Genomic DNA, 26026 nt, shown 5'->3' on the forward strand with positions numbered 1-26026 from the left:
CCCGAATGGGCCTCACGTGGCAGTGTCATCGGACGGATCCGGACCGGGGGTGCCCCCCCGGTACCGGGGCAGGCCGCCCGACTCCCCAGATGTGCTGTTCTGCTGAGCGGAGCCTTCGGAGGAGGACCCCTTGAGGTCCCGTCCGGCTCGCTCGCTCTCGATGAGCTCGTTCAGCCAGCGCACTTCGCGCTCCACGGACTCCATTCCGTGGCGCTGGAGCTCAAGCGTGTAGTCGTCGAGGCGCTCCCGGGTGCGCGCCAGGGAGGCGCGCATCTTCTCCAGGCGCTCCTCCAGCCGGCTGCGGCGGCCCTCGAGTACGCGCACGCGTACGTCGCGTGAGGTCTGCCCGAAGAAGGCGAAGCGAGCAGCGAAGTGCTCGTCCTCGTACGCGTCGGGGCCCGTCTGCGAGAGGAGTTCCTCGAAGTGTTCCTTACCTTCCGCCGTCAATCGGTAGACGATCTTGGCGCGACGTCCTGCGAGTGTGGCCGCGAGGGCGTCCTCGGGTGCGGACCCCGATTCCTCGATCAACCAGCCGTTGGCGACCAGCGTCTTGAGGCAGGGGTAGAGCGTTCCGTAGCTGAAGGCACGGAACACACCCAGTGACGTGTTGAGACGTTTGCGCAGCTCATAGCCGTGCATCGGGGACTCGCGAAGCAGGCCGAGTACGGCGAATTCGAGGATCCCGGAACGCCGGCTCATCGTCGCCTCCTCTTCTGCGCGCTCTCCTCGGCACGGCCTTTATGCCGCGCTGATGTATCGACTCGATACATCAGCACGATAGAACGCCTCTGCGGATGCGACAAGTGGGGGCACGGTGAACGGCGTCACATCACCGATTCGTAGGAAGAGAGTTGCCTGATTTGGGGTGAACTTCGGAGCTAGGTGGGTTTTGACGGTGCGTAGTCTGTGCGGCATGCACACCACCGGGAACCGAGTGACGCCTGGGGGCGTCATGGTCCTCGGTGCAGTACGGGTGAATGCGAAAACGACCGCATCCGTACTTCGGGGGGACCGGAAACCAGCTGCCGTTTCCAGGCGCGCAAGGGTGCGCCTGCCCGAGGAGTAGTCGTTCGATGAGCGAGCACCGTCGCAAACCGCCGCAGTCGCAGCCGCAGGGCGGCGGACGTGCCGCGGCCCGACGCGGCCAGCCCGGCCCGTCCTCCGGCCGCCGCGCGGCACCGCGAGGCGACACCGGGTCTCCTTCCGACTCGTACGGGTCGGGGGGTGAGGAGCGCCCGTACGGTGGCCGTGCCGAGGCCCGGCGGGCGGCACAGAGAAGTACCGGCGGCGCAGGCCGACGCAGAGCGGCCGAGGGCGCGGGTCGCGGTGGCGCAGGTGGCCCCGGAGGCGGCGGCCGGCGCGGTGGTCCGGGAGGCCCGAACGGGCCCGGTCGTGGCCGTGGGCGCGGTTCCGTGCCGGCCAAGAAGCGCTTCATCGACTACCCGCGCGCCGGGAAGTACGGCGTGGGGCGCTGGGTGCCGTCCTGGAAGCTCGTGACGGGACTGTTCATCGGCTTCTTCGGCAGCCTGGTGGCGGTGGCGGGCATCGCGTACGCCATGGTGGGCATCCCGAAGGTCGCCGACACGGCGACCGCGCAGAACAACGTCTACTACTGGAAAGACGGCAGCCAGATGGTTGCCACCGGTGGTGAGACGAACCGCCAGATCATCAGCTACTCGCAGATCCCCAAGGAGATGCGGTACGCGGTCATGTCGGCCGAGAACAAGACGTTCGAGACCGACAGCGGTGTCGACCCGATGGGTATCGCCCGTGCCTTCGTGAACATGGCCAAGGGCGGTCAGACGCAGGGCGGCTCCACCATCACCCAGCAGTACGTGAAGAACGCGCGGCTGGACGACCAGTCGCAGACGGTCTCCCGGAAGTTCAAGGAGCTGTTCATCTCCATAAAGGTCGGCGCCAAGGTGTCCAAGGAGGACATCATGGCGGGCTACCTGAACTCCGCCTACTACGGCCGCAACGCCTACGGGATCCAGGCGGCGGCGCACGCGTACTTCAACGAGGACGCCCAGCGCCTCAACCCGAGCCAGTGTGCCTTCCTGGCGGCGGTGCTCAAGGGCGCCACGTACTACGACCCGGCGGGCGCCGTATCGATAGACCCGAAGGGCGCCACCCCTGAGCTCAACCGCAAGCGCGCCGTGGCCCGGTGGACGTGGATCCTCGACGAGGAGGTCAAGGACGGCCGTCTGACCGCCGCGGATCGGAACCAGTACAAGGACTTCCCCAGGATCCAGAGCCCGCGCTCGAACGCCCAGCTGAGCGGACAGATCGGCTACCTCGTCGACCTCGCGAACTCGTACCTGACCACGCACACCAAGACGACCGGGATCAACGAGACCAAGCTGCGACAGGGCGGCCTCGAGATCCACACGACCTTCGAGAAGAAGAAGGTCAACGCGCTCGAGGCCGCGGTGAAGAAGGTCCGCAAGGAGAGCATCAACCCGAAGCTGCGGCCGAAGACGGACACCTACGTCCAGTTCGGCGGGGCCTCCGTGGACCCGACCACAGGCGCGATCAGGGCCATCTACGGCGGTGAGGACGCGACCAAGCACTTCACCGACAACGCCGACGCGACCGGTGCCCAGGTGGGTTCGACGTTCAAACCGTTCGTGCTGGCGTCCGCCATGTCGTGGGGCGTGAAGGATCCCGACGGCAGCGAGGACCAGGCACAGGACGAGCGCACTGTCGTCTCCCCGAAGAGCCTGTACAGCGGTAAGAACAAGCTCAAGATCCAGGACTACAACCACGACGTCTGGACGGACAAGGACGGCAAGGAGTGGCTGCAGACGAACGACGGCGGCCAGTCCTACAACCCGCCGAGCTACAAGATCGACCTGCGTGAGGCGATGCGGGAGTCCGTCAACTCCGCCTATGTCCAGCTGGGCATGGATGTCGGCCTGGACAAGGTCAAGGACGCTGCCACGAGCGCGGGCATTCTGAAGACCAGCCTTGCCAGCGCCAACTATCCGTCCTTCTCCCTGGGCACGTCCTCCCCCAGTGCGATCCGCATGGCCGGCGCGTACGGCACCTTCGCCGCCAGCGGCAAGCAGAACGACCCGTACTCGGTCGAGAAGGTCACCGACAAGGACGGCACGGTCTTCCAGCACGAGAAGTCGAGCAAGCAGGCCTTCACCTCGGCCGTCGCCGACAACGTCACCGACGTCCTCAAGACCGTGGTCGACAAGGGAACCGGTACCAAGGCGCAGCTCCCGGGCCGTGATGTGGCCGGCAAGACCGGTACGACCGACGGAAACAAGTCGGCCTGGTTCGTCGGGTACACCCCGCAGTTGTCCACCGCGATCGGTATGTACCGGATGGACGACGACGAGACCAAAAAGGGTCGCGAGTTCCTGAAGATGTACGGCACGGGTGGTGAGAAGAAGATCCACGGTGCCTCGTTCCCGGCAGTGATCTGGCACGACTACATGGAAGAGGCGCTCAAGGGCGCGAAGGTGATCGACTTCCCCGAGCCCGAGGACATCGGAACGGTCATCAACGACACCCCGAGCCCGAGCGTGGTGCCCTCGCCCACGGAGAGCCTGGAGACGGAGAGCCCGTCGCCGAGCCCGACGCCCAGTGAGAGCCTGCTCTCTCCCTCGCCGTCCCCGAGCGAGACCTGCAAGAAGTTCGACTGGACCTGCCAGAACACCGGCGGCACGGACACAGGTGGCACGGACACGGGCGGTACGGACGGAGGCGTGACCGCGACGCCGACGGAGACCGCTACCAGCGGAAGCACGAGAGGCAATGGCAACGGCAACGGAGGCATCTTCGGAGGACCGACCGGATAGCCGCCATCGCGTGTGTTTCACGTGAAACACACCGTTTCACGTGAAACGAGGGCCGTCGCACCGATCAGGTGTGGCGGCCCTCGGCATATTGCTAGGTGCGTACGGCAGGATGGGCGCCATGCCCAGTGCAGAGACGACGCGAACGAGCGTGCACGAGCCGGAGCCGGTGCGGCCGACCAAAGAGGACGAGGTCGCCACGACCGGCAGTGAGCTGATCGGTGGCCCCATCGGGCGGCGCGCACTGCTCGGGACGTCCTGGTGGACCCCCGTGCGAGTCGTCGCGCTCGTGGCGATCGGTATGTTCGCCCTCGGCATGGTGCAGAAGCTGCCCTGCTACGACGGAGCCTGGTTCTTCGGCGCCAGCTCGCAGTACACGCACGCGTGCTACTCGGACATCCCGCACCTCTACTCGGGGCGCGGCTTCGCCGATGGGCTCGTGCCGTACTTCGACAAGCTCTCCGGCGACATGGACTACCTCGAGTACCCGGTGCTGACCGGTGTGTTCATGGAGGTCGCCGCATGGCTCACGCCGGGCAGCGGCAGCATCCAGCACCAGGAGCAGTGGTATTGGATGGCCAACGCCGGGATGTTGATGGTGTGTGCGGCGGTCATCGCCGTGTGCACCGCGCGCACCCATCGCCGGCGCCCCTGGGACGGCCTTCTGGTGGCTCTGGCGCCCGCATTCGCCCTCACGGCCACCATCAACTGGGATCTGCTCGCCGTGGCCCTGCTGGCCGCCGCGATGCTGATGTGGTCACGAGGCCGCGCTCTCGCCTTCGGCGTCCTCCTCGGGCTCGCCACTGCCGCCAAGTTCTATCCGTTCCTGGTGCTCGGACCGTTGTTCCTTCTGTGCTGGCGAGCCGGTAGATGGCGGGAGTTCGGCACCGCTCTGCTGGGCGCCGTCGGAGCGTGGCTCGCCGTGAACCTTCCGGTGATGTACTTCGCGCCGGAAGGATGGGCGAAGTTCTACAGCTTCAGCCGTGAGCGCGGTGTCGACTTCGGTTCGGTCTTCCTGTTCGTCTCCCGCTGGTTCGACATCCAGATCACCGCCGACTCGGCCAACGCGTGGGCAATGATCATGATGGTGATCCTCTGCGCGGGAATGGTCGCGCTCACGCTGACCGCCCCCCGCCGTCCACGCTTCGCCCAGCTCGCCTTCCTGATCGTTGCGGCCTTCATCCTCACCAACAAGGTCTACTCGCCGCAGTACGTGCTGTGGCTGGTCCCCCTCGCCGCGCTGGCCCGCCCGCGCTGGCGGGACTTCCTGATCTGGCAGGCCTGCGAGGTCGCGTACTTCCTCGGTATCTGGATGTACCTCGCGTACACGACCAGCGGGGACGCCCACAAGGGACTGCCGACCGACGGCTATCAACTGGCCATCGCCGTCCACCTCTTGGGGACCCTCTACCTGTGTGCCGTGGTCGTGCGCGACATCTTCATGCCGGAGCGGGACATGGTGCGCCGAGCCGGTGACGACGACCCTTCGGGCGGCGTCCTGGACGGCGCGGAGGATGTTTTCGTGCTCGGCGCCGCGGCCCATCCGCCGCGGCACGCGGCGCACTTCGAGGGGCCCCAGGTGGAGTGGGGCGGCCGGAGTGCGGCGGCCGGAGAGAGTTCGCCCTGAGCGAACAGGGTGTAGGGAAGCCACGCAAAAGGCCGTACACGGTGTTCGTGTACGGCCTTTCTGTTGTTCCCGAGCGGGTCGGTCCCGGGGTCAGCGCTCGACGATGCGGTCGAACTGCGTGGTGGTGTGCCGCAGATGGGCCACCAGCTCCTCGCCGACCTTGGGCTCCGGGGCGTCGGAGGGCACGAAGAGGATCGAGACCTGCATGTGCGGGGGTTCGGCGAACCAGCGCTGCTTTCCCGCCCAGACGAACGGGGAGAGGTTCCGGTTCACCGTTGCGAGGCCGGCGCGGGCGACGCCCTTGGCGCGCGGCATGACGCCGTGCAGCGCCTTCGGGGCCTCCAGACCCACCCCGTGTGACGTACCGCCCGCCACGACGACCAGATAGCCGTCGGAGGCGGCCTTCTGCTGCCGGTAGCCGAAGCGGTCGCCCTTGGAGACGCGCGTGACGTCCAGGACGGCCCCGCGGTACTCGGTGGCCTCGTGGTCCCCCAGCCACAGCCGCGTACCGATCCGGGCGCGGAAGTGGGTCTGCGGGAACTGCTGCTGAAGGCGGGCGAGTTCCTCGGCCTTGAGGTGGCTGACGAACATGGTGTGCAGCGGCAGGCGGGCCGCGCGCAGCCGGTCCATCCAGCCGATGACCTCCTCGACGGCGTCCGAGCCGTCGGTGCGGTCCAGCGGGAGGTGGATCGCGAAGCCTTCCAGCCGCACGTTCTCTATGGCGGAGTGCAGCTGAGGCAGGTCCTGCTCGCTGACGCCGTGCCGCTTCATCGAGGACATGACCTCGATGACGACACGGGCGCCCACGAGGCCGTACACGCCGTCGATGGACGAGACGGAGCGAATGACGCGGTCGGGCAGCGGCACGGGCTCCTCGCCCCGCCTGAACGGCGTCAGCACCAGCAGGTCGCCGCCGAACCAGTCCTTGATGCGGGCGGCCTCGTACGTGGTGCCGACGGCGAGGATGTCCGAGCCGAGGCGCGTGGCCTCGTCCGCCAGCCGCTCGTGCCCGAAGCCGTAGCCGTTGCCCTTGCAGACGGGGACGAGCCCCGGGAACTGCTCCTGCACCTGCTTGTGGTGTGCCCGCCAGCGCGCGGTGTCGACATAGAGCGTGAGCGCCATGGCCGGTCCCGGAACCTTTCTCGTGGCTGCTGTGTCAGAGCTCTGAATGTGCCAGAGGTCCGAACGTGTCAGAGGTCTGCAAAGGAATTGTGGCGGATCCGCCGGACGGGCGGGCCGTGCCGGGACGGGTCAGCGCCGCGACATGTAGATGTCGAGCGCCTTGTGGAGCAGCTTGTTGAGCGGGAAGTCCCACTCGCCGAGGTACTCGGCGGCCTGGCCGCCCGTGCCCACCTTGAACTGGATCAGGCCGAAGAGGTGGTCGCTCTCGTCCAGCGAGTCGGAGATGCCGCGCAGGTCGTAGACGGTCGCGCCGAGGGCGTAGGCGTCGCGCAGCATGCGCCACTGCATCGCGTTCGAGGGCCGGACCTCACGGCCGATGTTGTCCGAGGCGCCGTAGGAATACCAGACATGGCCGCCGACGACCAGCATCGTCGCGGCGGACAGGTTCACGCCGTTGTGCCGGGCGAAGTAGAGCCGCATGCGGTTGGGGTCCTCGGTGTTGAGGGCCGTCCACATGCGCTGGAAGTACGAGAGAGGGCGGGGCCGGAAGTGGTCGCGGATGGCCGTGATCTCGTACAGCCGCTGCCATTCCTCAAGGTCCTGGTAGCCGCCCTGGACGACTTCGACGCCGGCCTTCTCGGCCTTCTTGATGTTGCGGCGCCACAGCTGGTTGAAGTTCTTGTGGACCTCTTCCAGGGAGCGGTTGGCCAGCGGCACCTGGTAGACGTAGCGGGGCTGTACGTCGCCGAATCCGGCGCCGCCGTCCTCGCCCTGCTGCCAGCCCATACGGCGCAGCTTGTCGGCGACCTCGAAGGCGCGGGGCTCGATGAAGTCGGCCTCGATGTCGCGCAGGCGCTTCACGTCCGGGTCCTGGATGCCGGCCTTGATGGAGGGCGCCTCCCAGCGCCGGATGATCACCGGCGGCCCCATCTTCACGGAGAAGGCGCCCTGCTGCTTGAGGTGCGCGAGCATCGGCTGCAGCCAGTCGTCGAGGTTCGGCGCGAACCAGTTGATGACCGGGCCCTCGGGCAGATACGCGAGATAACGCTTGATCTTGGGCAGCTGGCGGTACAGCACGAGGCCCGCGCCGACCATCTCGCCGGTCTTGTCGTCGAACCATCCGAGGCTCTCGGAGCGCCACTCCGCCTTGACGTCTGCCCAGGCCGGGACCTGCATGTGGCTGGCCGAGGGCAGGCTCTGGATGTATGCCAGATGCTGCTCTCGGCTGATGGTCCTCAGGGTCAGGCTCATTCGGGGCGCTCCTCGGGCTGGTGTGTCCCCATGGGTACAGGGGCTCCGGCTCTCGCGCCGAAGCCTACTGCGCCCTGCGAGCGCCCCGTCTGGCCGTATGGAACCTGAGCCCCGACCGCCGCACGGCCGGGAGGCCGAAAGGTGTTGTCCGGCCGGTTGGACCGGCCGGGGTGGGAGGAGGCCGACCGGTGCGAAGACCGGTCGGCGGGCGGTCAGCCGAAGACCCCGCCGAAGAGGCCGCCGTGTGCCATGCCGAGGAAGAATCCGACGGCCGAGGCACCGAGACCCAGGATCAGTCCGAAGCGCTCCCGGGTCGTCACCGAGACGAACTGTCCGCCGGCACCGGTGAGGATGCCGATCAACCCCGTCCAGGAGCTGATCAGATGCAGGTTGTGGAACTGCGCCGTGATGAAGGCCGTCGCTCCGAGCACCAGGGTCACCGCGAGCAGGGTGTCCTGGAGCGGGTGGGGTTTGTGGTCCGTCGCGAGCAGCGAGCCGGCGATGTTGGGTCGCAATGTCTGTGCCATCTGGCACCTCCTGCGGAAGGCGGCGCATCGTAGCGCCATACACACCCTATGAGTACAGATTGACGGTCTTCCCGGTCGGATTTCAACCGGAAGCCGGAGTGCAGGTAGTCTGTACCGTCTGCACCGGTGTCTGCCCAGGCCACAGATTGCGTCATGTCAGGCCGAGACCCAGGTCACGGCACTGATCACGACACGGATTCCGCTCGGTTCTTCGACCGACGGCCCCGATTGTCAGTGGCGGCCGATACCGTTGCGTACGCATCACAACCCTCCTGCCACGGAACGACCGTGGCCGCTGAGTCCGAAGGAGGTGGGTTCCACATGCGTCACTACGAAGTGATGGTCATCCTCGACCCCGATCTGGAGGAGCGCGCTGTCGCCCCCCTGATCGAGAACTTCCTTTCCGTCGTCCGTGAGGGCAACGGAAAGGTCGAGAAGGTCGACACCTGGGGCCGTCGTCGTCTCTCGTACGAGATCAAGAAGAAGCCCGAGGGCATCTACTCGGTCATCGATCTGCAGGCTGAGCCCGCGATCGTCAAGGAGCTCGACCGCCAGATGAACCTGAACGAGTCGGTCCTCCGGACCAAGGTCCTCCGCCCCGAGACCCACTGAGCTCTCCAGCTCAGCTGATCTCGGGATTCGAGTAGCAGCACCAAAGCAGCCAGCACCAAAAGCAGCCAGCAGCAAACCCGCCGAGAGGTTCCCCCATGGCAGGCGAGACCGTCATCACGGTCGTCGGCAATCTTGTCGACGACCCCGAGCTGCGCTTCACCCCTTCCGGTGCGGCGGTCGCGAAGTTCCGTGTCGCGTCCACTCCCCGCACCTTCGACCGTCAGACCAATGAGTGGAAGGACGGCGAGAGCCTGTTCCTGACCTGCTCGGTCTGGCGTCAGGCGGCGGAGAACGTCGCCGAGTCGCTCCAGCGAGGCATGCGCGTCATCGTGCAGGGCCGGCTGAAGCAGCGGTCCTACGAGGACCGTGAGGGCGTCAAGCGCACGGTCTACGAACTGGACGTCGAGGAAGTCGGCGCCAGCCTGAAGAACGCCACGGCCAAGGTCACCAAGACCACGGGTCGAGGCGGCCAGGGCGGTTACGGCGGCGGTGGTGGCGGCGGCCAGCAGGGCGGCGGCTGGGGCGGAAGCTCCGGCGGCGGTCAGCCGCAGGGCGGCGGCGCTCCCGCCGAGGACCCCTGGGCGACCAGCGCTCCGGCCGGCGGCGGCCAGCAGGGTGGCGGCGGTGGCGGCTGGGGTGGAAACTCCGGCAGCTCCGGCGGCTCCGGTGGCGGCTACTCGGACGAGCCCCCCTTCTAGGGGCGGGGCTCGTACCCACACTTCTTGATCACACAGGAGAAACACCATGGCGAAGCCGCCTGTGCGCAAGCCTAAGAAGAAGGTCTGCGCTTTCTGCAAGGACAAGGTCACGTACGTGGACTACAAGGACACGAACATGCTGCGGAAGTTCATTTCCGACCGCGGCAAGATCCGTGCCCGCCGCGTGACCGGCAACTGCACGCAGCACCAGCGTGACGTCGCCACGGCTGTGAAGAACAGCCGTGAGATGGCGCTGCTGCCCTACACCTCCACTGCGCGATAAGGGAAGGGTGACCGAAACATGAAGATCATCCTCACCCACGAGGTCTCCGGCCTCGGTGCCGCGGGCGACGTCGTCGACGTCAAGGACGGTTACGCCCGTAACTACCTGATCCCGCGGAACTTCGCGATCCGCTGGACCAAGGGCGGCGAGAAGGACGTCGAGCAGATTCGTCGTGCTCGCAAGATCCACGAGATCGCCACCATCGAGCAGGCCAACGAGATCAAGGCCCGCCTCGAGGGCGTGAAGGTCCGTCTGGCCGTTCGCTCCGGCGACGCCGGTCGTCTCTTCGGCTCCGTCACCCCGGCCGACGTCGCTTCGGCGATCAAGGCTTCCGGTGGCCCCGAGGTCGACAAGCGCCGCATCGAGCTGGGCGCGCCGATCAAGACGCTGGGCGCCCACGAGACGTCCGTGCGTCTGCACCCCGAGGTTGCCGCCAAGGTCAACATCGAGGTCGTCGCGGCCTGACCGCTGCGCTCGGTAGAGCTGTGAGAAGGGCCGCACCTCAAGAGGTGCGGCCCTTCTTCATGACCTGAGGCAGGCGAGCGGCGAGGGGGTTTCACGTGAAACACCAGCGGCGTGCGGGGCTATATGAGCAATCCGAGCACCCCGAGCAGCACTGGAGTTTCCGGAGTTTCACGTGAAACAGAGCCCATCGATCGCCGTTTCACGTGAAACGGTCAGCGCGTCGCGCCCGTGACGACCCAGCGCCCGGAGCGGGAGCGCACCCACAAGGTCAGCATCCGTACGGTCATCATCAGCGTCATGGCTGCCCAGAGTGCGGTGAGTCCGCCGCCGAGGGTGGGTACGAGCAGCGCCACCGGAGCGAAGGCCGCAAGGGTGAGCAGCATCGCCCACGCCAGATAGGATCCGTCCCCCGCGCCCATCAGGACTCCGTCCAGGACGAAGACGATGCCGCTGATCGGCTGGGAAACGCCCACGAGGAGCAGAGCGGGCAGCGCTGCGTCCTGGACGACCGAATCGCTGGTGAAGAGCGGAAGGAACAAGGGGCGGGCGGCGATCACCAATACGCCGAGGATGACCCCCGAGGCAATGCCCCACTGGACCATGCGGCGACATGCGTCGCGGGCCCCCTGGGCATCACCCGCACCGAGATAGCGGCCGATGATGGCCTGTCCGGCGATGGCGATCGCGTCGAGCGCGAAGGCAAGCAGGCTCCACAGCCCCATGATGATCTGGTGCGCGGCGATGTCCGCGTCTCCGAGGCGGGCGGCGACGGCGGTCGCGATCATGAGAATCGACCGCAGCGACAGCGTCCGCACCAGCAGTGGGGCGCCGGCCTGGGCACAGGCCCGTATCCCGGCCGCGTCCGGCCGTAGCGAGGCGTCATGTCTGCGGGCGCCGCGGACGACGACGAACAGATACACCGCGGCCATGCCGAACTGGGCGATGACAGTGCCCCATGCGGAACCCGCGATGCCCAGGTCGGCGCCGTAGACGAGGACTGCGTTGAGGCCTGCATTGGCGACGAAGCCGCCGACGGCGACGAAGAGCGGGGTCCTGGTGTCCTGCAACCCCCGCAGGACACCGGTGGAGGCGAGCACGATCAGCATCGCGGGGATGCCGAGCGCCGAGATGCGCAAATACGTGGTTGCGTACGGGGCGGCGGTGTCCGAGGCGCCGAAGAGCTTCACCAGGGCGGGCGCTGCGGGGAGGACGGTGATGACTACGGCGGCACCGAGCAGCAGGGCCAGCCAGATGCCGTCCATGCCCTGACGGATGGCGCCGCGCAGATCGCCCGCGCCGACCCGTCGGGCGACGGCGGCCGTCGTGGCGTAGGCGAGGAAGACGAAGACGCTGACGGCGGTCATGAGGAGGGCCGAGGCGACGCCGAGACCGGCCAGTTGCGCGGTACCGAGGTGGCCGACGATCGCGCTGTCCGCCATGACGAAGAGGGGTTCGGCGACGAGTGCGCCGAACGCCGGAACGGCCAGTGCGACGATCTCTCGGTCGTGCCGGCGTCGGGTGTCCCTGGGTGCCGCGGGGGCCTGTGTCATGAGCACCAATCTAATCTTCCACAGGTAAGAGATGCAATGCATCTGTGGCCCTTACCATGCCTTCGATCGGGCGCGTCGCGGCGCGCCGTTTGCTGCGATCTTGGTCCGACCGGGAAAGTTTTTCTTCTGCACAGCCGGTGGATGGGGAAAGTGCAGGTCAGGATGGGTTTCCGTGAATAGCTGAGGGCTTGTTCACAGGCCTGTCCACCGGGTCGTGCACAGGTTTTGTGGAGTTCTCCACAGCATCGGGGCCGTCGTCCACATGGCCTGTGGATAACCAGATTGGCTGACGGTGCCCGCGGGCCTACCGTGGTGCGGCGCCCGCTCTCTCTTCCGTCCGTGGAAACCTCGCAAAAACGACGCGTCGGAACCGGAGTCGGGCCTCTTATTTGTCAGTGTCGTGCCGTAGGAATGAAGGGCACGGCGAGGTCCGCTCGGCGGACGGGAGGAGGTGGCCCGGTGAGTATCTCCGAGCCCTTGGACGACCCGTGGGCCGACAGCGGTCCCAGTGATCGTCTGCCTGCCTCCCGCCAGCGCCGCGACGGAGGCCGCGGGCGCGACGAGCAGCACGACCGCGACCGCGACAACGGCCCGTGGGACGGCTCGGGCACTTCCTTCGAACGTGTGCCCCCTCAGGATCTGGACGCGGAACAGTCCGTCCTCGGCGGCATGCTCCTCTCCAAGGACGCCATCGCCGACGTGGTCGAGGTCATCAAGGGCCACGACTTCTACCGGCCCGCACACGAGACCGTCTACACGGCGATCCTCGACCTGTATGCGAAGGGGGAGCCGGCCGACCCGATCACGGTCGCCGCCGAGCTCACCAAACGGGGCGAGATCACCAAGGTCGGTGGCGCATCGTATCTGCACACCCTCGTCCAGACGGTCCCGACGGCGGCGAACGCCGAGTACTACGCGGAGATCGTGCACGAGCGGGCGGTGCTGCGCCGCCTGGTGGAGGCCGGCACACGCATCACGCAGATGGGTTACGCGGCCGACGGCGACGTCGACGAGATCGTCAACAGCGCCCAGGCCGAGATCTACGCGGTCACCGAGCAGCGCACCAGCGAGGACTACCTGCCGCTCGGCGACATCATGGAGGGTGCGCTCGACGAGATCGAGGCGATCGGGTCGAGGTCGGGGGAGATGACCGGTGTGCCGACCGGTTTCACGGACCTCGACCAGCTCACCAACGGGCTGCACCCCGGCCAGATGATCATCATCGCGGCCCGTCCCGCCATGGGTAAGTCGACGCTGGCTCTGGACTTCGCGCGGGCCTGCTCGATCAAGCACAACATGCCGAGCGTGATCTTCTCGCTCGAAATGGGCCGCAACGAGATCGCGATGCGCCTGCTGTCGGCCGAGGCGCGCGTGGCCCTGCACCACATGCGGTCCGGCACGATGACCGACGAGGACTGGACCCGGCTCGCGCGCCGTATGCCGGACGTCTCGGCCGCGCCCCTCTACATCGACGACTCCCCGAACCTGTCGATGATGGAGATCCGCGCCAAGTGCCGTCGACTCAAGCAGCGTGCTGACCTGAAGCTCGTCGTCATCGACTACCTCCAACTGATGCAGTCGGGCGGAAAGCGGTCCGAGAGCCGACAGCAGGAGGTCTCCGACATGTCGCGAAACCTGAAGCTCCTCGCCAAGGAGCTGGAGCTGCCGGTGATCGCGCTGTCGCAGCTGAACCGTGGTCCCGAGCAGCGCACGGACAAGAAGCCGATGGTCTCCGACCTGCGTGAGTCCGGCTCGATCGAGCAGGACGCGGACATGGTGATCCTGCTGCACCGCGAGGACGCGTACGAGAAGGAGTCACCGCGCGCGGGCGAGGCGGACATCATCGTCGGCAAGCACCGTAACGGTCCGACAGCGACGATCACGGTCGCCTTCCAGGGCCACTACTCGCGCTTCGTGGACATGGCGCAGACCTGATCCGACGTGTTGTAGGGGTGCCACCCGCGGAGCATATGGCCCGTGACTCCCGGGCTGCGCTCAGCGCCTCGTCTCGTACCTGGTCAGGATCACGCCGCCGGGAAGCGTCCGCGTCTCCACCAGGTTCAGGTTCACCCAGTTGTCCAGCGCGGTGAAGAACGGCGTGCCGCCGCCCACCAGGACCGGCGCGGTGGCCAGCACGTACTCGTCGATCAGCCCGGCCCGCATGGCCGCCCCGGCGAGTGTCGCGCCGCCGATGTCCATCGGGCCGCCGTCCTCGGCCTTGAGCCGGGTGATCTCGGCGACCGCGTCGCCGGTGACCAGGCGGGTGTTCCAGTCGACCTTGTCGATCGTCGAGGAGAACACCACCTTCGACATGTCCCGCCAGCGGCGCGCGAACTCGATCTCCGCCGGGGTGGCGCCCGGCTGCTGGTCGCCGGTCGGCCAGTAGGAGCTCATCGTCTGCCACAGCTTGCGCCCGTACAGCGACAGGTCGGTCGCCTGCAACCGGTCGGACCAAAACTGGAACAGCTCGTCGCTCGGCACGCTCCAGCCGATGTCGTCGCCGGGCGCGGCGATGTAGCCGTCCAGGCTCAGGTTCATGCCGTAGATCAGTTTCCGCATGGCACCAGCCTTCCGTGAGTCGGTCTCACGCGTACAGACCGGCGCGGCGCGGGAAACTCATCGGTGCGCGATCGGAGCTCGCATGTAGTCCTCGTGCCCCCTGTCCGCCTGCTCGGACCCGTCCTGGTGTGCCGACCCCGGACAAATGCGCTCGACGTGAGGTGCCGGGCCGGGTGGACTGGTGCCATGACGACATCCATGGAAGAACTGCTTCCCACCACACGGCGGGCTCTGCTGCACCGTATCGCCGCCGCACAGGCCGAGGGGCGGGCGCCGTCGCTGGTCGCGGCGGTCGTCCGGGGCGGGGAGGCGGTGTGGCACGGGTCGCGGACCTCGGTGGACGGGCACGGGCCGGACGAGAACGTGCAGTACCGGATCGGCTCGATCACCAAGACCTTCACCGCCGTCCTCGTGCTGCGGCTGCGCGACGAAGGCGTGCTGGACCTCGACGATCCGCTGGAGAAGCACCTTCCGGGGACCGGCGCGGGTGAAGCCACGGTCGCCCAACTGCTCGCGCACACGGCCGGGCTGGCGGCCGAGTCGCCCGCGCCCTGGTGGGAGCGGACCCCCGGCTCTCTGCGGCCCGACCTCGCGGACGTCCTGGGTGAGCAGCCCTTTTTGCATCCGTCAGGTCGCCGGTTCCACTACTCGAACCCCGGATACACACTGCTGGGTGCTCTGGTCGAGGAACTCCGGGGCGCCCCCTGGGAAGACGTTCTACGACGTGAGGTGCTCGAACCGCTGGGGCTGCACCGGACAAGCGGGCAGCCGCAGGCGCCGCACGCGGGCGGCTGGGCCGTTCACCCCTGGGCCGACGTGATGCTTCCGGAACCGTCCGAGGATCTCGGACGGATGGCACCGGCCGGTCAACTCTGGTCCACCACGGGCGACTTGGCCCGTTTCGCGGTCTTCCTTGCCCGGGGCGACGACCGGGTACTCAGTGCCGGGTCCGTGCGGGAGATGCGGACCCCCGCCGCGCCGGCCGAGCCCGAGGATGTGGCGGCCGGTACCGCCTACGGTCTCGGCATGCAGGTCCAGCACCGGGACGGCCGGATCCTCGTGGGGCACGGCGGCTCGCTTCCCGGCTTCCTGGCGAGCCTCGCCATCAGCGTGGAGGACGATCTCGCGGCCGTCGTGCTGTCCAACTGCACCTCCGGTCCCGCGGTGGCGGCGGTCGGCGCCGATCTCGTCCGTATCGTGGCCGAGGCCGAGCCGCGGCTCCCGGAGCCGTGGCGGCCGTTGCCCGAAGTCGACGGGGCTGTACTGGAGTTGGCGGGCCAGTGGTACTGGGGGACCCAGGTCCATGCGCTGCGGCTGACAACCGACGGGGGTGTCTCGCTGGGGCCGATCTCCGGCAACGGCCGACGCTCGCGGTTCCGGGCCAACGGCGACGGCACCTGGACGGGACAGGACGGCTATTACGCGGGGGAGCCACTGAAGGCCGTACGGCGTCCTGACGGGTCCGTGAGCCACCTGGACCTCGGGTCGTTCGTGTTCACGCGGCAGCCGTACGAGGAGGGGGCTCCTGTGCCGGGTGGAGTGGACCCCGAGGGCTGGAGAGGGATCCAGTAGGCGCTCTGACAGCAAGAAGCGGCCTGTTTCACGTGAAACAGGCCGCTTCGGCGTGCACGGAGAAAGCTGTTCCAGCAGAGGAAGGCGTTCTGGAGGGGCTTCTCAGAGCGCCATCTTGAAGCCCACGTGCGAGGCCGTGAAGCCGAGTCGCTCGTAGAAGCGACGGGCGTCGGTCCGTGTGACGTCGGAGGTCAGCTGGACCAACTGGCATTCCTGGCGCCGGGATTCGTCGATGGCCCACTCGATGAGCTGTGTGCCGAGGCCGCTGCCGCGCTCGTCGGCGTGGACCCGCACGCCCTCGATGAGGGAGCGCGTCGCACCCTTGCGGGACAGCCCGGGAATGACCGTGAGCTGGAGGGTGCCGACGACACGGCCCTCGCGTACGGCGACCATCACGTGCTGGTTCGGGTCGCCGTTGAGTCGCTCCAGCGCTGCCAGGTACGGGCTCAGATCGTCCGGTGACTCCCGCTGGGCGCCCAGCGGGTCGTCGGCGAGCATGGCGACGACGGCCTGGACATCGTCCGCGACGGCGGGTCGTATCTCAAGATCTCCCATGGCCGCAGCCTACGCAGGAGCGGGCACGCTCGCCGATTCCACGGCCCGGACCAGTGGGGCGAGTTCGGGCTTGCCGGCCGCCTCGTCGAGCGCCTCGCGCAGGGCCGCGTCGTTGGTGGGCCGCGCCTCTTCGAGGAGCTTGAGGCCCTTTTCGCTGACATCGGTGTAGATCCCCCGACGGTCGGTCGGGCACAGGTAGCGCGAGAGCAGTCCGCGGTCCTCGAGGCGGGTGACCAGGCGGGTGGTGGCGCTCTGGCTGAGGACGACCGCGTCTGCGACCTGCTTCATCTGCAGATGGCCTCCCTTGCCGTCGTGCTGTCGGCTGAGCACATCGAGCAGGGAGTACTCGCGCACGCTCAGGTCGTGCTTGGCCTGCAGGGCGCGCTCGATGTGGGCCTCGATCCTCCCGTGGAGCAGGGAGAGGGCGCACCAACCCTGGGCGAGGGCGGTGAGTGCGGGGTCCGTAGCTGTCATGGCGTCTTCCTCCGTCCCGGAGCGGCTCAGAGCCAGCATAGAACACGTCCGCAATAGACCGCGCTTGCATATAGCCCGCGTCTGCAAGTATTGTGAACGCACGCAAAGCGCTTCTGCAATCGTCTGGGAAGGTGTATCCACCCATGCCTCTCGCGCTTCTGGCCCTCGCGATCGGGGCCTTCGGAATCGGCACCACGGAGTTCGTCATCATGGGCGTGCTGCCCGAGGTGGCCGGCGACTTCGGTGTCTCCATCCCCACCGCCGGACTGCTGGTGACCGGCTACGCCCTGGGCGTGCTGCTCGGTGCCCCGATCATGACCGCGCTCGGCACGAAGGTGCCCCGCAAGCGGATGCTGATGCTGCTGATGGGGCTGTTCGTCCTCGGCAACCTGCTCTCCGCCGTCGCCCCGGTCTTCGGCCTGATGCTGGCAGGCCGGGTGGTCGCCTCGCTTGCCCACGGTGCCTTCTTCGGTATCGGCTCGGTGGTCGCCGCCGAGCTGGTCGCGCCCGAGAAAAAGGCCGGTGCCATCGCCATGATGTTCAGCGGCCTCACCATCGCCAATGTGGTGGGTGTTCCCCTGGGGACGCTCGTCGGGCAGTCCGCGGGCTGGCGTGTCACCTTCGCCGGTGTCGCCGCGCTCGGCGTGATCGGACTGCTGGGCATCGCCAAGCTGGTCCCCGAGATGCCCAAGCCCGAGGGCGTGCACCTGCGGCACGAGCTGGCCGCTCTCAAGAACGTCCAGGTCCTGCTGGCCATGGCGATGACCGTGCTCGGCTTCGGTGGTGTCTTCGCGGCCGTCACCTACATCGCGCCGATGATGACGCAGGTGACCGGATTCGCCGACGGCTCCGTCACCTGGCTGCTGGTCCTCTTCGGCCTCGGCATGGTCGGCGGGAACCTGGTCGGCGGAAGGTTCGCCGACCGCGCGCTGATGCCGATGCTGTACGTGTCCCTCGGCGGCCTGGCTCTTGTGCTCGCCCTGTTCACGGTCACCGCGCACAACAAGATCCTCGCGGCCGTCACCCTCATGTTGATCGGCGCACTCGGCTTCGCGACGGTGCCGCCGCTCCAGAAGCGTGTCCTCGACCAGGCTCACGGCGCCCCCACACTGGCCTCGGCCGTGAACATCGGCGCCTTCAACCTCGGCAATGCCCTTTCGGCCTGGCTCGGCGGCCTCGTCATCGCGGCCGGGTACGGCTACACCGCCCCCAACTGGGTCGGCGCCGTCCTCGCCGCCGGTGCCCTGGTCCTCGCCCTCCTCTCGGCCGCCCTGGAGCGCCGCGCTAAGGCATCCAGCACGGTCGTCGCGGGCGGGGCGCCCACGGAGCAGCGAACGGCCGTCCACCACTGAGCCCTCGCGGACCAGCGGACCGCCGTCCACCAGAGAGCACCGCCCCACCACACCCACGGTCGAGCACCACCTCACGGCGCCGACCATCGAGCATCACCCCGCGATGCTCATCAGCAAGCAGCACCCCACAAGGAGAAACCCCGTCATGAGCACCACCACCACCGCTGTCGTCCCGCTGACCATCCAGGACGCCGAGTTCCTCGTCACCGCGGCCCGCCGTGCCGCCGAGGCCGCCGGGGTCACGGTCAGCGTCAGCGTCCTCGACGCGGGCGGCCACCTGCTCGCCTTCCGGCGCGACGACCGGGCCGTGCTGATCTCCGGGGAGACCAGCACCCGCAAGGCCTACACGGCCCTCCAGCTGGACTGCGCCACCGCCGACCTCGTCGACGCGGTCCGGCCGGACGGTCTCTTCCACACTCTGCCCACGGCGCTCGACCGGCCGCTGCTGTTCCTCGCGGGCGGTGTCCCGGTCCACCGCGACGGCCGTCTGATCGGCGCGATCGGCGTCGGCGGCGGGGTGCCGGAGCAGGACCACGGATTCGCCGTCGCCGCCGTGGAGGCTCTCGTCCAGGAGTAGGGGCGACTCAGCCCGCCGCCACCGTGAGGGGAGCGAACCGCCGGGTCCAGTCGCCGGGCAGCTCCGAGATGCCGTACGTCATCACCGAGTTGAAGGCGATGGGCGCCAGGCCGCGTTCCTTCACCCACGCCAGCAACTCCTCGTGCCGTACGTCGATGTCGGTGCGCAGCGGTCGGTCGGTGCGGGCGGCCAGCGAGGCGAACAGCGCCTTCGCCGTCTCCGTGTCATGGGCGATCAGCGGGCCCACCACATGCGTGTCCATGTTGGGCCAGGCCGCCGCGTACCCGGTGATCCGGCCGCTGTCCTCGGCCACGAGCAGGTGGTCGGCGAAGGCGGGCAGCCGCGTGATCACGTGGGTGCGGTCGGAGCCGAAGACCTCCTCGTCGAGCCGGAGGATCGCCGGGAGGTCCTCGGCCGTGGCAGGGCGCGTGGCGACCTCGGGTTCCGAGCCGCGAGGAGTGAAGTGGCCGCGGACCATCTCGGCCCGGCCGATGGCCTTGAAGCCCAGCTCTTCGTAGAGCGGGCGGCCGTACGGCGTCGCGTGCAGGGTCAGCGGAGTGGTGCCCATCCCGGCGACGATCTGCCGCATCAGCCGTCGGCCGACACCCTGGCGGGCGTACCGCTCGGCGACGAGGACCATGCCGATGGCGCCGAGCTCGGGGCGTTCCTGTGGTCCGTACTCGGTCACGATGCACGCCGTGACCAGACCGCCGTCGGGGTCGTCGATGCCGTAGCCCCTTCCTGCTGCGAGGAGCAGGCCCCACTTATGTTCCTCGCGGGGCCAGCCCCGGTCCTCGGACAGGTCGGCGCAGGCGGTGAGATCCCGAAGCGTCAGACGGCGGATGGGCAGATCGGCGAGGAAAGGTGTCGGCACGCAGGTCAGGCTGTCCGACACCCACCCCCGACGTCCACCGGTTTCCGGGTGATGGAGGGGCTTTTGGCCATGCCGGGCTCCCACTTGTGCGGACCGCCGACAGATGTTTCACGTGAAACAGCGACGCGCCCCACTAGCCTCGGCGCCTATGGCGAGACTTCATCTCTTCGACCTCGACGGAACGCTGCTGCACGGAAGCACCGCGCCCTTGGAGATCTCACGGCAGATCGGGCTGGAAGCCGAGACGGTGGCGATCGAGCAGGCGATCTCGGCGGGGAGGATCGGCCCGCCGGAGTATGCGGCGCAGGTGTATGCCCTGTGGACGGATCTGACCGAGGCACACGTGGCGGCGGCCTTCGCAGGGGCTCCGTGGTTGTCCGGTATCGAGGACGTCTGGGCGGAGATCAGGGGGCAGGGCGACTACTGCGCCGTCGTCTCCCTCTCGCCCTCCTTCTTCGTGGAACGGCTGACGGAGTGGGGCGCGCACGCGGCGTACGGCTCACGTTTCCCCGCGTTGCCGTTCACCGAGCCCGTGGATCCGGCGGGCATTCTCAGCGCCGCGGCCAAGGTGCAGATAGCGGACCGGCTCTGTGAAGAGTTCGGGGTGAAACGGGCCGACTGCATTGCCTACGGCGACTCGCTGTCGGACAGGGACCTTTTCGAAGCCCTGCCGGTATCAGTCGCGATCAACGCGGACCAGCATCTGGCGAGCCTCGCCACGCACTCCTACGCGGGGCTGGATCTGTGGGAAGCCTATGAATTGGTCCGACGTGCCGTGTAAATGAGGCAATTGAGCGTTCGCCCCCGCCAATTGGTGGCCACGGAACAGGGGACTTGTCTGTGGCGCGCCTGCCGGTAGGGTCGACTCCGGTTCGCGTCCGACGTGATGTACGCATGTCCCGTCGGACGGGCACGCAGACCCATGCAGCCTAACGGGACGGAGAGATCGGACACCCGCATTTTCCGTTATGCGACTCGGCGTTGACGCGGAGTGGGATGCTGCGATGAGGACAGTGCGGCCAATGTCACATTCTCGTCTTACTTGTCCGTACAGGGCAGGAATCCGGGTTGAATGTGGCCGCATTGGCCGACGGGGAGGGAACGGGGAAGGAAAGCAAACCGTCTGCGGGGGAAAGCAAGCAGCTTCCGATCGTGGAAGTGCGCAGACCGACCGAAAGATGTTCGAGGCGAGGCAGACCATGGACGCTCCGACCACCACGCCGGCCGACAACGGCACTTCTGGCGGCAACGGCGGGGGCGGCTGGTTCACGCCGCACAAGGAACCGGAACCTGCCGTCGAAGGGCAGGAGGCGGCCGAGGGCGGCCGTCTGGCCGGGCTGCGCCCGGTCGGCCGCCCCGCTCCGCGCGAGGACACACCGGAGCAGGAACGAATATCCCCAGCTCCGGACGAGGCAGGGCCCGGTCGCGAAGCGGCACACCGCGAGCAGGGGCCGCCCGCACACGCGGCCGCACACCGCGAGCAGGAGCCGCCGCCCGCATACGCAGCCGTGCGCACGGAGCCAGGGCCCGCCCACGACGCCGTACGGCCGCTGTCAGGCCCTCCGCAGCCCGAGCCCGGCTCCCCGCGGCCCGCACCCGCTCCTCAGCCGCGAGTGCCCGCCCAGCGGCCCGCGCCCCGCCCCGAAGGATCGCCGGACGCCGTGCTCATCCGGCGGACCATGGCCGAGGTCGGCCCCGTCGCCGACAAGGTCACCTCCTACTTCTACGCCCTGCTCTTCGTGCGGCACCCGGAGCTGCGGCCGCTGTTCCCCGCGGCGATGGACACTCAACGGGACCGGCTGCTGAAGGCGCTGCTGACCGCGGCCGAGCACATCGACAACACCGCCGTCCTCGTCTCGTATCTGCAGAACCTCGGCCGTGGCCACCGCAAGTACGGCACCCGGCCCGAGCACTACCCGGCCGTCGGCGAGTGCCTCATCGGCTCGCTCAGCCGGTACGCCTCCGAGAGCTGGGACGCGGAGACCGAAGCGGCATGGGTGCGGACGTACACGACGATCTCCCAGGTCATGATCGACGCGGCGGCCGCGGACGAACTGATGGCCCCGGCCTGGTGGTACGCAGAGGTCGTCTCGCACGACCTCAGGACCCCCGACGTCGCGGTCGTCACCGTCCGCCCCGATCAGCCGTACCCCTTCCTCGCCGGGCAGTACACCAGCCTGGAGACGCCCTGGTGGCCGCGGATATGGCGGCACTACTCGTTCGCCTCCTCGCCGCGCTCCGACGGACTGCTGTCGTTCCACGTGAAAGCCGTCCCGGCGGGCTGGGTCTCCAACGCGCTGGTGCACCGCGCGCGTCCCGGCGACATCATCCGGCTCGGCCCGCCGGCCGGTTCGATGACGGTCGACCACACCACCGACAGCGGGCTGCTCTGTCTCGGTGGCGGCACCGGTATCGCGCCCATCAAGGCTCTGGTCGAGGACGTCGCCGAGCACGGGGAGCGGCGGCCGGTCGAGGTCTTCTACGGAGCCCGCACCGACCACGACCTGTACGACATCGACACGATGCTGCGTCTTCAGCAGAGCCACCCCTGGCTCTCGGTGCGCCCGGTCGTCGACCGGCAGGCCCACCTCCAGCTCCCCGACGCCGTACGCGAGTACGGACCGTGGAACGAGTACGACGCCTACCTCTCCGGGCCGCCCGGCATGATCCGCAGCGGTCTGGATGCCCTGAGGGACATCGGCATCCCGTCGGACCGTATCCGCCACGACTCGGTGGAGGAGCTCGTCGGGGCCGGGGACTGATCGCGTAGCGGCGGGATCAGCCCAGGTCGGGCGCGTGCATCGCTCGTACGCCCTCGATGTTCCCGTCGAGGTAGTGCCGTAGGGACAGCGGTACGAGATGGACGGAGGCGATTCCGACGCGGGTGAACGGCACTCGCACGATCTCGTACTCGCCGCATGGCTCGTCCATCTCGGGACCGTGCCGCTGGGACGGGTCCATGGACTCCAGTCGGCACACGAAGAAGTGCTGCACCTTTACGCCGGTCGCGCCGCCGTCGTCGCCGATGTGCTCGACGGTGTCGACGAAGCACGGCACCACATCGATGATCTTCGCGCCGAGTTCCTCGTGCACCTCGCGGTGGAGCGCGTCGACGACGGTCGTGTCCTCCGGCTCGACCCCGCCACCCGGTGTGAGCCAGTAGGGATCGACGCCCGGCTTGGTGCGCTTGATGAGGATCAGGTCGTCGCCGTCGAGCAGGATGGCACGGGCGGTGCGCTTGACCACGGGTCGAACGGTCATGGGAGAAATGTGGCCCGGCTGGTTCCACGTGAAACATCGCGAAACGGCACAGCTTTCCTCAGGACCAGTCGGCCGCCGCACGCAGCAGCCATTCGTGCGCCCGCGCAATGTGCGGCATGGCCAGTGTGCCGGTGCGCACCACCAGGAAATACGTGCGCAGCGGAGGTACGGCCGGATCGAGGAGCGCCACGATGTCGCCACGTGCCAGGGCGTCGGCGCACAGATAACGCGGCAGCACCGCGAGGCCTGCGCCCGCGACGGCGCAGCCGAGCACTGCGCGCAGATCGGGGACGACAACGGTGCCCGAGGCGGCCGGGCGGGAGTCGAAGACCGAAGCCCAGTAGCGGGCGACGAGCGGCAGCGACTCGTGCACCTCCACGACGGGAAGGTCCTCCAGGACGTGGGCGCCCTTGCGGCGCAGTTTGCCGGGGCCGATGCGGGTGGCCCAGCGCGGAGAGGCGACCAGGACGTGTTCCTCGTCGCAGAGCGGAGTTGCCGTGAGCAGCGCGCCCCTCGGACGGGCCGTACTGATGGCCAGATCATGATGTCCGGCGGCCAGTCCCTCCAGGGTTTCCTCGGCATTCCCGAAGGAGGCGCGCAGTGTGAAGCCCTGGCCGTCGTCGCCTGTCAGCTCGGTGAGCGCGGGCAGGGCCCGTTCGGCGGTGAACTCCGGTGGCCCGGCGAGGTGCAGGGTGCGTAAGGAGGAGTCCTCGTCCAGGCCGGTCTCGGCGATCTCGACCAGGGCGTCGAGGTGCGGGGCGGCCTTGTGCGCGAGCTCGTCACCGATGGTCGTGGGGGTCACTCCGCGCGCCTGCCTCAGGAAGAGCGGCCGTCCCAGCTGCCGCTCCAGGGTGCGGATCTGCGAGGTGACGGCCGGCTGGGAGAGCCCGAGCAGTGCGGCGGCGCGGGTGAAGGAGCCGGCCCGGTGCACCGTCACGAACGTGCGCAGCAGGGCCAAATCCATGGTGCCCCTCCCCTCTCAGCACCCCCGACCGAGCCCCAACTATAAATAAGTCGATAGGTCTCTGTCGCTACCGTGATTGGACACTGACACAGAGTCAACTAGCCTTGTTCGCGCGGTTCTTCGCGCGCAGAACCGGGGCGGTCCGAGCCACGAGGGGGGAGGCTCGGACCGCCCGTTGTACGGGGTGCCGTACTCACGTGTCGACGTGTACATGCGCATCCGGCGTACCGACCGGTCGCTCAGGAAGCGGTCAATCCGCCGACTCGTCGAGCGCACGCAGCACATCCGCCACCAGGTCCTCGGGATCCTCGGCACCGGCCGAGAACCGGATGAAGCCCTCCGCGACGGCGTCCCCGCCCCACCGGCCGCGCCGCTCCGCCGTCGACCGCACCCCGCCGAAGCTCGTCGCGTCGTCCACGAGAAGCAGCGCGTCGAGGAAACGGTCGGCACGCGCGCGCGTGGGCAGCGTGAAGGACACCACGCACCCGAAGCGCCGCATCTGCTGCGAGGCGATCTTGTACGAGGGATCGTCGGGCAGTCCCGGATAGCGCAGCCCGGTCACCTCGGGCCGGCCGCGCAGCGCCTCGGCGATCGTCAGGGCGTTGGCGCTCTGCCGGTCGGCGCGCAACTGGAGCGTAGCGAGCGAGCGGTGCGCCAGCCAGGCCTCCATGGGCCCGGGAATCGCGCCCACGATCTTCCGCCAGCGCCGTACGGGGGCCATCAGCGAGGCGTCGCGCGCGGTGACGTAGCCCAGGAGGATGTCGCCGTGCCCGGTGAGCATCTTGGTGCCGCTGGCCACGGAGAAGTCGGCACCCAGCTCCAGCGGGCGCTGCCCCAGCGGGGTCGCCAGGGTGTTGTCGACGGCAACCAGGGCGCCACGCGCGCGTGCCGCCTCGGCGAGCCGCCGTACGTCGCACACGTCGAGCCCGGGGTTCGACGGAGTCTCGATCCACAGCAGCTTCGCGCCGTCGAGCACTTCCAGCTGGGCGTCGCCGCCGGTCGGCGCGGTGCGCACCTCGATGCCGTACGCGGTCAGCTGCTCGCGCACCAGCGGCAGCACCTGGTAGCCGTCGTCCGGCAGGACCACGATGTCGCCGGCGCGCAGCTGGGAGAAGAGCACCGCCGAGATGGCGGCCATGCCGGAGGGGAAGGCCAGCGTTTCGACGCCGTCCTGCCCGGGTGCCTCCAGCTCGCCGATGGCGCGCTCCAGGAGCGTCCAGGTGGGGTTCTCGTCACGGCCGTAGGTGTACGGGCCGGTCGGGTCGCCGGGCAGATGGAAGTGCGCGGCGAAGACGGGACCCGGGAGGGTCGGCTCGTTCTTGACGGGTTCGGGCAGTCCGGCCCGCACCGCGCGCGTGCCGTCACCGCTGCCCGCGCCGAAATCCGCTGACCCTGACGTCATGCTGCCCGTCCCTCCAGTTGTTCCCGTATCGCGGCGAGCAGCCCCGGGCCCGCCGCCTCCACCATCTCAAGACACTCCTCGAAGTCGTCCATGCGTCCGTAATACGGATCGGGGACGTCGAGGCCGTCGCCGGCCGCGGGGTCGTAGGAGCGCAGCAGGCGCACCTTCTCCGCGTCCTCCTGGGTGGGTGCGAGGCGGCGAAGGGCCTTCAGATGGCCGGAGTCGAGGGCGACGACGAGGTCGAGGCGGGAGAACCACGACGCCCTGAACTGCCGGGCGGCGTGGCCGCTGTCGTAGCCGCCTGCCTCCAGCACGGCGACGGTGCGCGGGTCGGCACCGTCGCCCTCGTGCCAGCCGTCCGTGCCCGCGCTGTCGACCTCGACCAGGCCATCGAGTCCGGCCTGTGCCACCTGGGTGCGGAAGACGGACTCGGCCATCGGCGAGCGGCAGATGTTGCCGGTGCAGACGAAACAGACGCGGTAGGGCATCGGATGC

25 protein-coding genes are annotated in these 26026 nt (G+C 68.5%); 12 read left to right on the forward strand and 13 right to left on the reverse strand.

Going from position 1 to position 26026, the window contains the following annotated elements:
* Positions 1-12: 12 nt before the first annotated feature.
* On the reverse strand, positions 13-699 hold the full coding sequence (locus AB5J56_RS22830; protein ID WP_369234625.1) for a PadR family transcriptional regulator: 687 nt from the start codon (positions 697-699) through the stop codon (positions 13-15).
* A gap of 374 nt (positions 700-1073) precedes the next feature.
* Between AB5J56_RS22830 and AB5J56_RS22835 the strand changes: the two genes are divergently transcribed.
* Positions 1074-3809 (forward strand): transglycosylase domain-containing protein, encoded by a 2736-nt coding sequence (locus tag AB5J56_RS22835; RefSeq protein WP_369234626.1) that lies wholly within the window; start codon positions 1074-1076, stop codon positions 3807-3809.
* Between the two features lie 118 nt (positions 3810-3927).
* Complete coding sequence (locus AB5J56_RS22840; protein WP_369234627.1) at positions 3928-5433, forward strand: glycosyltransferase family 87 protein; 1506 nt, start codon at positions 3928-3930, stop codon at positions 5431-5433.
* 90 nt (positions 5434-5523) lie between these two features.
* On the opposite strand, the gene AB5J56_RS22845 is transcribed toward AB5J56_RS22840, so the two are convergent.
* From AB5J56_RS22845 to AB5J56_RS22855, 3 genes are all read right to left on the reverse strand, one after another.
* Positions 5524-6555, reverse strand: a complete 1032-nt coding sequence (locus AB5J56_RS22845; protein ID WP_369234628.1) for an alanine racemase — start codon at positions 6553-6555, stop codon at positions 5524-5526.
* Between the two features lie 129 nt (positions 6556-6684).
* Positions 6685-7806, reverse strand: a complete 1122-nt coding sequence (gene femX, locus AB5J56_RS22850; protein WP_369234629.1) for a peptidoglycan bridge formation glycyltransferase FemX — start codon at positions 7804-7806, stop codon at positions 6685-6687.
* A gap of 212 nt (positions 7807-8018) precedes the next feature.
* Positions 8019-8333 (reverse strand): hypothetical protein, encoded by a 315-nt coding sequence (locus AB5J56_RS22855; protein WP_369234630.1) that lies wholly within the window; start codon positions 8331-8333, stop codon positions 8019-8021.
* Positions 8334-8654: 321 nt separating this feature from the next.
* Between AB5J56_RS22855 and rpsF the strand changes: the two genes are divergently transcribed.
* The 4 genes from rpsF to rplI all read left to right on the forward strand — a co-directional run bounded on the left by rpsF (position 8655) and on the right by rplI (position 10391).
* On the forward strand, positions 8655-8945 hold the full coding sequence (gene rpsF, locus AB5J56_RS22860) for a 30S ribosomal protein S6 (RefSeq protein WP_010353482.1): 291 nt from the start codon (positions 8655-8657) through the stop codon (positions 8943-8945).
* 95 nt (positions 8946-9040) lie between these two features.
* On the forward strand, positions 9041-9643 hold the full coding sequence (locus tag AB5J56_RS22865; protein WP_369234631.1) for a single-stranded DNA-binding protein: 603 nt from the start codon (positions 9041-9043) through the stop codon (positions 9641-9643).
* Positions 9644-9689: 46 nt separating this feature from the next.
* Positions 9690-9926: a 30S ribosomal protein S18 gene (rpsR, locus tag AB5J56_RS22870; RefSeq protein WP_003949403.1), complete on the forward strand. Its 237-nt coding sequence runs from the start codon at positions 9690-9692 to the stop codon at positions 9924-9926.
* Between the two features lie 18 nt (positions 9927-9944).
* Positions 9945-10391, forward strand: a complete 447-nt coding sequence (gene rplI / locus AB5J56_RS22875; protein ID WP_190038092.1) for a 50S ribosomal protein L9 — start codon at positions 9945-9947, stop codon at positions 10389-10391.
* 212 nt (positions 10392-10603) lie between these two features.
* Here the strand turns inward: rplI and AB5J56_RS22880 are convergent, their stop codons facing one another.
* Complete coding sequence (locus tag AB5J56_RS22880; protein ID WP_369234632.1) at positions 10604-11941, reverse strand: MATE family efflux transporter; 1338 nt, start codon at positions 11939-11941, stop codon at positions 10604-10606.
* Positions 11942-12400: 459 nt separating this feature from the next.
* Here AB5J56_RS22880 and dnaB point away from each other — a divergent pair, with 459 nt between their 5' ends.
* Positions 12401-13876, forward strand: coding sequence for a replicative DNA helicase (dnaB, locus tag AB5J56_RS22885; RefSeq protein ID WP_369234633.1), 1476 nt, complete (start codon positions 12401-12403; stop codon positions 13874-13876).
* A gap of 60 nt (positions 13877-13936) precedes the next feature.
* Here dnaB and AB5J56_RS22890 read toward each other — a convergent pair whose 3' ends face one another.
* Positions 13937-14500: a dihydrofolate reductase family protein gene (locus tag AB5J56_RS22890; protein WP_369234634.1), complete on the reverse strand. Its 564-nt coding sequence runs from the start codon at positions 14498-14500 to the stop codon at positions 13937-13939.
* Between the two features lie 186 nt (positions 14501-14686).
* On the opposite strand from AB5J56_RS22890, the gene AB5J56_RS22895 reads away from it, so the two are divergent.
* On the forward strand, positions 14687-16072 hold the full coding sequence (locus tag AB5J56_RS22895) for a serine hydrolase domain-containing protein (RefSeq protein WP_369234635.1): 1386 nt from the start codon (positions 14687-14689) through the stop codon (positions 16070-16072).
* A gap of 102 nt (positions 16073-16174) precedes the next feature.
* Here AB5J56_RS22895 and AB5J56_RS22900 read toward each other — a convergent pair whose 3' ends face one another.
* Positions 16175-16627, reverse strand: a complete 453-nt coding sequence (locus AB5J56_RS22900; RefSeq protein WP_369234636.1) for an N-acetyltransferase family protein — start codon at positions 16625-16627, stop codon at positions 16175-16177.
* A gap of 9 nt (positions 16628-16636) precedes the next feature.
* Positions 16637-17101: a MarR family winged helix-turn-helix transcriptional regulator gene (locus AB5J56_RS22905; RefSeq protein WP_369234637.1), complete on the reverse strand. Its 465-nt coding sequence runs from the start codon at positions 17099-17101 to the stop codon at positions 16637-16639.
* A gap of 143 nt (positions 17102-17244) precedes the next feature.
* On the opposite strand from AB5J56_RS22905, the gene AB5J56_RS22910 reads away from it, so the two are divergent.
* Entirely contained in the window at positions 17245-18453 is a 1209-nt protein-coding gene (locus AB5J56_RS22910; protein ID WP_369234638.1) for an MFS transporter, read from the forward strand.
* Positions 18454-18598: 145 nt separating this feature from the next.
* Positions 18599-19030 carry a heme-binding protein gene (locus AB5J56_RS22915; protein WP_369234639.1) on the forward strand — a complete coding sequence of 144 codons (432 nt, stop codon included), beginning with the start codon at positions 18599-18601 and terminating at the stop codon, positions 19028-19030.
* Between the two features lie 7 nt (positions 19031-19037).
* Here the strand turns inward: AB5J56_RS22915 and AB5J56_RS22920 are convergent, their stop codons facing one another.
* A complete protein-coding gene (locus AB5J56_RS22920; protein ID WP_369234640.1) occupies positions 19038-19904 on the reverse strand; it encodes a GNAT family N-acetyltransferase in 867 nt (288 codons plus the stop codon).
* A gap of 148 nt (positions 19905-20052) precedes the next feature.
* Between AB5J56_RS22920 and AB5J56_RS22925 the strand changes: the two genes are divergently transcribed.
* Both AB5J56_RS22925 and AB5J56_RS22930 read left to right on the forward strand, forming a co-directional pair.
* Positions 20053-20685, forward strand: a complete 633-nt coding sequence (locus tag AB5J56_RS22925) for an HAD family hydrolase (protein WP_369234641.1) — start codon at positions 20053-20055, stop codon at positions 20683-20685.
* 418 nt (positions 20686-21103) lie between these two features.
* Positions 21104-22666, forward strand: a complete 1563-nt coding sequence (locus AB5J56_RS22930; RefSeq protein ID WP_369234642.1) for a globin domain-containing protein — start codon at positions 21104-21106, stop codon at positions 22664-22666.
* A gap of 16 nt (positions 22667-22682) precedes the next feature.
* Here AB5J56_RS22930 and AB5J56_RS22935 read toward each other — a convergent pair whose 3' ends face one another.
* From AB5J56_RS22935 to AB5J56_RS22950, 4 genes are all read right to left on the reverse strand, one after another.
* Complete coding sequence (locus AB5J56_RS22935) at positions 22683-23165, reverse strand: NUDIX domain-containing protein (protein ID WP_369234643.1); 483 nt, start codon at positions 23163-23165, stop codon at positions 22683-22685.
* A 58-nt stretch (positions 23166-23223) separates the two neighbouring features.
* A complete protein-coding gene (locus AB5J56_RS22940; protein ID WP_369234644.1) occupies positions 23224-24129 on the reverse strand; it encodes a LysR family transcriptional regulator in 906 nt (301 codons plus the stop codon).
* Between the two features lie 250 nt (positions 24130-24379).
* Positions 24380-25531 carry a cystathionine gamma-lyase gene (locus AB5J56_RS22945; protein ID WP_369234645.1) on the reverse strand — a complete coding sequence of 384 codons (1152 nt, stop codon included), beginning with the start codon at positions 25529-25531 and terminating at the stop codon, positions 24380-24382.
* Entirely contained in the window at positions 25528-26019 is a 492-nt protein-coding gene (locus AB5J56_RS22950) for a low molecular weight protein-tyrosine-phosphatase (RefSeq protein WP_369234646.1), read from the reverse strand. The genes AB5J56_RS22945 and AB5J56_RS22950 overlap by 4 nt, the downstream gene beginning before the upstream one ends.
* Positions 26020-26026 lie beyond the last annotated feature (7 nt).

The sequence above is a fragment of the Streptomyces sp. R21 genome (assembly GCF_041051975.1).
Lineage (GTDB): Bacteria > Actinomycetota > Actinomycetes > Streptomycetales > Streptomycetaceae > Streptomyces.

Excerpts from the sequence above, each read along its gene's own strand:
- AB5J56_RS22830 (WP_369234625.1), bottom strand. The coding sequence starts at position 699 with ATGAGCCGGCGTTCCGGGATCCTCGAATTCGCCGTACTCGGCCTGCTT.
- AB5J56_RS22835 (WP_369234626.1), top strand. The coding sequence starts at position 1,074 with ATGAGCGAGCACCGTCGCAAACCGCCGCAGTCGCAGCCGCAGGGCGGC.
- AB5J56_RS22840 (WP_369234627.1), top strand. The coding sequence starts at position 3,928 with ATGCCCAGTGCAGAGACGACGCGAACGAGCGTGCACGAGCCGGAGCCG.
- AB5J56_RS22845 (WP_369234628.1), bottom strand. The coding sequence starts at position 6,555 with ATGGCGCTCACGCTCTATGTCGACACCGCGCGCTGGCGGGCACACCAC.
- femX (WP_369234629.1), bottom strand. The coding sequence starts at position 7,806 with ATGAGCCTGACCCTGAGGACCATCAGCCGAGAGCAGCATCTGGCATAC.
- AB5J56_RS22855 (WP_369234630.1), bottom strand. The coding sequence starts at position 8,333 with ATGGCACAGACATTGCGACCCAACATCGCCGGCTCGCTGCTCGCGACG.
- rpsF (WP_010353482.1), top strand. The coding sequence starts at position 8,655 with ATGCGTCACTACGAAGTGATGGTCATCCTCGACCCCGATCTGGAGGAG.
- AB5J56_RS22865 (WP_369234631.1), top strand. The coding sequence starts at position 9,041 with ATGGCAGGCGAGACCGTCATCACGGTCGTCGGCAATCTTGTCGACGAC.
- rpsR (WP_003949403.1), top strand. The coding sequence starts at position 9,690 with ATGGCGAAGCCGCCTGTGCGCAAGCCTAAGAAGAAGGTCTGCGCTTTC.
- rplI (WP_190038092.1), top strand. The coding sequence starts at position 9,945 with ATGAAGATCATCCTCACCCACGAGGTCTCCGGCCTCGGTGCCGCGGGC.
- AB5J56_RS22880 (WP_369234632.1), bottom strand. The coding sequence starts at position 11,941 with ATGACACAGGCCCCCGCGGCACCCAGGGACACCCGACGCCGGCACGAC.
- AB5J56_RS22890 (WP_369234634.1), bottom strand. The coding sequence starts at position 14,500 with ATGCGGAAACTGATCTACGGCATGAACCTGAGCCTGGACGGCTACATC.
- AB5J56_RS22895 (WP_369234635.1), top strand. The coding sequence starts at position 14,687 with ATGACGACATCCATGGAAGAACTGCTTCCCACCACACGGCGGGCTCTG.
- AB5J56_RS22900 (WP_369234636.1), bottom strand. The coding sequence starts at position 16,627 with ATGGGAGATCTTGAGATACGACCCGCCGTCGCGGACGATGTCCAGGCC.
- AB5J56_RS22905 (WP_369234637.1), bottom strand. The coding sequence starts at position 17,101 with ATGACAGCTACGGACCCCGCACTCACCGCCCTCGCCCAGGGTTGGTGC.
- AB5J56_RS22910 (WP_369234638.1), top strand. The coding sequence starts at position 17,245 with ATGCCTCTCGCGCTTCTGGCCCTCGCGATCGGGGCCTTCGGAATCGGC.
- AB5J56_RS22915 (WP_369234639.1), top strand. The coding sequence starts at position 18,599 with ATGAGCACCACCACCACCGCTGTCGTCCCGCTGACCATCCAGGACGCC.
- AB5J56_RS22925 (WP_369234641.1), top strand. The coding sequence starts at position 20,053 with ATGGCGAGACTTCATCTCTTCGACCTCGACGGAACGCTGCTGCACGGA.
- AB5J56_RS22930 (WP_369234642.1), top strand. The coding sequence starts at position 21,104 with ATGGACGCTCCGACCACCACGCCGGCCGACAACGGCACTTCTGGCGGC.
- AB5J56_RS22935 (WP_369234643.1), bottom strand. The coding sequence starts at position 23,165 with ATGACCGTTCGACCCGTGGTCAAGCGCACCGCCCGTGCCATCCTGCTC.
- AB5J56_RS22940 (WP_369234644.1), bottom strand. The coding sequence starts at position 24,129 with ATGGATTTGGCCCTGCTGCGCACGTTCGTGACGGTGCACCGGGCCGGC.
- AB5J56_RS22945 (WP_369234645.1), bottom strand. The coding sequence starts at position 25,531 with ATGACGTCAGGGTCAGCGGATTTCGGCGCGGGCAGCGGTGACGGCACG.
- AB5J56_RS22950 (WP_369234646.1), bottom strand. The coding sequence starts at position 26,019 with ATGCCCTACCGCGTCTGTTTCGTCTGCACCGGCAACATCTGCCGCTCG.